The sequence below is a fragment of the Thauera terpenica 58Eu genome, assembly GCF_000443165.1.
In the GTDB taxonomy this organism is placed as follows: Bacteria; Pseudomonadota; Gammaproteobacteria; order Burkholderiales; family Rhodocyclaceae; genus Thauera; species Thauera terpenica.
Genome location: NZ_ATJV01000101.1, coordinates 1 through 3812, shown reverse-complemented (window position 1 = coordinate 3812; position 3812 = coordinate 1). Strand labels below are relative to the sequence as shown.

Annotated in this window: 7 protein-coding genes; all 7 read right to left on the bottom strand. The window is 65.9% G+C overall.

Annotated features, from left to right (window positions below; all coding sequences use genetic code 11):
* Positions 1-132: 132 nt before the first annotated feature.
* From M622_RS37060 to merT, 7 genes are read right to left on the bottom strand one after another with little or no spacing between them, the layout of a single operon-like run.
* Positions 133-462, bottom strand: coding sequence for an EAL domain-containing protein (locus tag M622_RS37060; protein WP_008063282.1), 330 nt, complete (start codon positions 460-462; stop codon positions 133-135).
* Positions 459-695, bottom strand: coding sequence for a broad-spectrum mercury transporter MerE (gene merE / locus M622_RS37055; protein ID WP_008063283.1), 237 nt, complete (start codon positions 693-695; stop codon positions 459-461). Before merE ends, M622_RS37060 begins: the two co-directional genes overlap by 4 nt.
* Positions 692-1048, bottom strand: coding sequence for a mercury resistance co-regulator MerD (gene merD, locus M622_RS37050; RefSeq protein WP_008063284.1), 357 nt, complete (start codon positions 1046-1048; stop codon positions 692-694). Before merD ends, merE begins: the two co-directional genes overlap by 4 nt.
* A gap of 17 nt (positions 1049-1065) precedes the next feature.
* On the bottom strand, positions 1066-2757 hold the full coding sequence (merA, locus tag M622_RS37045; protein ID WP_008063285.1) for a mercury(II) reductase: 1692 nt from the start codon (positions 2755-2757) through the stop codon (positions 1066-1068).
* Between the two features lies 1 nt (position 2758).
* On the bottom strand, positions 2759-2995 hold the full coding sequence (merF, locus tag M622_RS37040; RefSeq protein ID WP_008063286.1) for a mercury resistance system transport protein MerF: 237 nt from the start codon (positions 2993-2995) through the stop codon (positions 2759-2761).
* 18 nt (positions 2996-3013) lie between these two features.
* Entirely contained in the window at positions 3014-3289 is a 276-nt protein-coding gene (gene merP, locus M622_RS37035) for a mercury resistance system periplasmic binding protein MerP (protein WP_008063288.1), read from the bottom strand.
* Positions 3290-3302: 13 nt separating this feature from the next.
* The gene (gene merT / locus M622_RS37030; protein WP_008063289.1) at positions 3303-3653 is read right to left on the bottom strand and encodes a mercuric ion transporter MerT; all 351 of its coding nucleotides are present in this window, start codon (positions 3651-3653) and stop codon (positions 3303-3305) included.
* Positions 3654-3812 lie beyond the last annotated feature (159 nt).

Below are 3812 nucleotides of genomic sequence, written 5' to 3'. Positions count from 1 at the left end.
TTGCGCGAGAAGTGTTCTGGCTCTCGATCTGTAGAGGCGTGCGGCATTTTGCAAGGGTTGGGCAATTGCAATTGCCATGGTGAAAGTGCCACGAAAAGTCAAACATCTGGGTAAGTAAGGGCTTAGCGTGCTTTATTTTCCGTTTTCTGAGGCGACCCCATTAACGGCCAATCGAAACGGCCGCCAATTCAACGCCAGCCAGCGCTGCATCTGACGGCAGGCTTCACCCAGCACCCACGCGCCGATTTTGGGCATCAGCCCGGACGATTCGGCCAGTGGCAGGAACGCGCCCGGCGGCAGCAGGCCAAGGCTCGGGTGCCGCCAGCGCAGCAGCGCTTCCGCGCTGGCAATTCGGCCGCGGCGCAGATCGACGATGGGCTGGTAGTGCAGCTCAAGCTGCCGATGCTCGGCCGCCTGGGCCAGTTGCGCCGCCGTCCAGCCATCCGGCTCGGTAGCGCTCATGATCTTCCCTTGAACGCCCGCATCGCCCGCGCCAGGGACAGGACGAACAAGCCGGTCAGGCCGAACGCCGCAATGCCCCAATACTTGCCGAGGAACGCACCGGCGGTGGTGCCGGCAAGAACGATGGCGAGCACCGGCAGGTGGCAGGGACAGGTCAGCGCGGCGAGCAGGCCCCACAGGTAGCCGGCGACCGGCTTGCGCGCCTCGGGGGAAACGCGCTCCGGGCTGTTCATGCCGAGATCTCCGACGTGCTGTGCGCCAATTCGGTCAACTGCGTTTCCAGGTTCGTCAGCGCTTGGCGTCGGCGCTCGACGAGGTGGCACAGGTCGGCAAGATGCGCCGACGCTTCATCGCCGTCTGCGGTGTCCAGCGCCCGGCACAGCCGCGTCAGCAGGTCGAGGCCGATGCCGGCCTCCAGGGCGGCTCGCACGAAGCACAGCCGCTGCAAGGCGGCCGCGTCGAACACCCCGTAGCCGCCGGCGGTGCGCGCCACCGGCCGCAGCAGCCCACGCACCTTGTAATCGCGCACGACATGTACGCTCACACCGGCCTCATGGGCCAGACGCGATACCGTGTAGGCGTTCATCGACCACCTCCTGTTCCTCACCCGGCGCAGCAGGACAGCTGCTTCACGTCCTTGTTGAACGTCTGCGCCGCGAGCTTCAACCCTTCGACCATCGTCAGGTACGGGAACAACTGGTCGGCCAGTTCCTGCACCGTCATGCGATTGCGGATCGCGAGCACTGCGGTCTGGATCAGTTCGCCCGCTTCGGGCGCCACCGCCTGTACACCGATGAGCCGTCCGCTACCTTCCTCGATGACCAGCTTGATGAAGCCGCGCGTGTCGAAGTTGGCGAGCGCGCGCGGTACGTTGTCGAGCGTGAGCGTACGGCTGTCAGTCTCGATGCCGTCGTGGTGCGCTTTCGCCTCGCTGTAGCCCACCGTCGCCACTTGCGGATCGGTGAACACCACGGCTGGCATCGCGCTCAGATCCAGCGCCGCGTCACCGCCGGTCATGTTGATCGCGGCACGGGTGCCCGCCGCGGCCGCCACATAGACGAACTGCGGCTGGTCGGTGCAGTCGCCGGCGGCGTAAATGTGCGGGTTACTCGTGCGCATGCCCTTGTCGATGACGATGGCGCCCTGCGCGTTGATCGTGACGCCCGCCGCTTCGAGGTTCAGGCCGCGTGTGTTCGGTGTGCGGCCGGTGGCGACCAGCAGCTTGTCGGCGGCAACGATGCCGTGCCCAGTGGTCAGCACGAATTCCCCGGCGGCATAAGCGACGTGGCTCGCCTGGGTATGCTCCTGCACCTCGATGCCCTCGGCACGGAAGGCGGCGGTGACGGCCTCGCCGATCGCCGGGTCCTCGCGAAAGAACAGCGTGCTGCGCGCCAGGATCGTCACCCGGCTCCCGAGCCGGGCGAAGGCTTGCGCCAGTTCGACGGCTACCACCGACGAGCCGATGACGGCGAGCCGCTGCGGGATCGTGTCGCTTTCCAGCGCCTCGGTGGACGTCCAGTAGGGCGTGTCCTTCAGTCCGGGGATCGGCGGCACGGCCGCACTGGCGCCGGTGGCGATCAGGCAGCGGTCAAAGGCCACCTCGCGCTCGCCACCGTCGGTCAGGCGCACCGTGAGGTGGTGGCCGTCCCTGAAGCGCGCTTCGCCGCGCAGCATGGTAATGGCGGTGTTGCCGTCCAGGATGTTTTCGTATTTGGCGTGGCGCAGCTCATCGACCCGCGCCTGCTGCTGGGCCAGCAGCCGCTCGCGCAGGATCGCCGGCGGTGCCGCGGCGATCCCGCCGTCAAACGGGCTTTCTCGCCGCAGGTGGGCAATGTGCGCGGCGCGGATCATGATCTTGGACGGCACGCAGCCCACATTGACACAGGTGCCGCCGAGGGTGCCGCGCTCGATCAACGTGACCCGCGCGCCTTGCTCGACGGCCTTCAGCGCCGCCGCCATCGCGGCACCGCCGCTGCCGATGACAGCGATATGCAAACCACCCCCATCGCCGCCCGCCTTGTCGCCACTGCCCAGCCACTCGCGCATCTTGCCGAGCAACCCGCTTCCCATCGCGGCGGGCGGCGCATCGGCGAGCGCGGCCCGGTAGCCAGCTGCTGCGACTGCCGAGACGAGCATCGTCGGATCAAGCGCCGGCTCCCCGCTCACACGGGCCAAGGCGTCAGGGTAGGACACCTCCGCCTTATGAACACCGGGCACGGTGAGAAGCGCCTTCTCGACGTGGTTTGCGCAGGAATCGCAAGTCATCCCGGTAACATGCAGAACACGGCTATTCATTTCATATCCCCTTCTTCTGGTTTTCTCCGACTCCAACAGCGCAGCAAGCGGCTTCCGCCCGCCGGCGACGCAGCGCGTAGATCGTGATGCCGACAAAAACGACGAGGGCCGGGATCAGCACGTAATCGAGCCACCCGACCCAGGCGGACAGACCCAGGACGCCGAGCGCAATCACGAGCACGGGGGTCGCGCAGCATATGGCGGCGATCACCGAACCGGTGATGCCGGTCTTGAGCAAGGTCCGGTTATCCAGGGATCACCTCTTGAGCTCGGACGGATAGCCGGCATCGGCGGTGGCCTTGGTCAGGGCCTGCACGCTGGTCTTGGCATCGTCGAAGGTGACGACGGCCTCGAGCTTCTCGAAGCTCACCGCAGTCTTGCTCACGCCTTCGACCTTGGAGAGCGCCTTCTTGACCGTGATCGGGCAGGCGGCGCAAGTCATGCCGGGCACCGACAGCGTGACAGTCTGCGTGGCGGCCCACACCGGGGCAGCAACGGCGACGAGGACGAGGGAGGCAAACAGCTTTTTCATGGCGAACTCCTGATCAGTAGAAAAATGGCACGACGAAGGGAAAGGCGAGCGCGACCAGAACCAGCGCGGCCACGATCCAGAAAATGAGCTTGTAGCTGCCGCGCACCTGTGGAACTGCGCAGACCTCCCCCGGCTTGCAGGCTTGCACCGGGTGGAAGATGCGCCGGTAAGCAAAGAACAGCGCCACCAGCGCCGTGCCGATGAAGATCGGGCGGTATGGCTCCAGCACCGTCAGGTTGCCGATCCAGGCGCCGGAAAAGCCAAGCGCGACCAACACGAGGGGGCCGAGGCAGCAGGTCGAGGCGAGGATGGCCGCGACACCTCCGGTGGCCAGCGCGCCACGACCGGTCTTGGGTTCTGACATAAAGCTTCTCCTTCTGGGTCTTCGCTTGATGTTGTAACGTTACTGCCGTAGTCAACTACGGAGTCAAGCGGGATGGAGAACGGTCTGAAGAACCTGACCATCGGCGCCTTCGGTAAGGCGGCCGGGGTCAATGTGGAGACGATCCGGTTCTATCAGCAC

Bases quoted from the DNA above. Each gene is read 5' to 3' on its own strand.
- M622_RS37060 (WP_008063282.1), bottom strand. From the start codon at position 462: ATGAGCGCTACCGAGCCGGATGGCTGGACGGCGGCGCAACTGGCCCAG.
- merE (WP_008063283.1), bottom strand. From the start codon at position 695: ATGAACAGCCCGGAGCGCGTTTCCCCCGAGGCGCGCAAGCCGGTCGCC.
- merD (WP_008063284.1), bottom strand. From the start codon at position 1,048: ATGAACGCCTACACGGTATCGCGTCTGGCCCATGAGGCCGGTGTGAGC.
- merA (WP_008063285.1), bottom strand. From the start codon at position 2,757: ATGAATAGCCGTGTTCTGCATGTTACCGGGATGACTTGCGATTCCTGC.
- merP (WP_008063288.1), bottom strand. From the start codon at position 3,289: ATGAAAAAGCTGTTTGCCTCCCTCGTCCTCGTCGCCGTTGCTGCCCCG.
- merT (WP_008063289.1), bottom strand. From the start codon at position 3,653: ATGTCAGAACCCAAGACCGGTCGTGGCGCGCTGGCCACCGGAGGTGTC.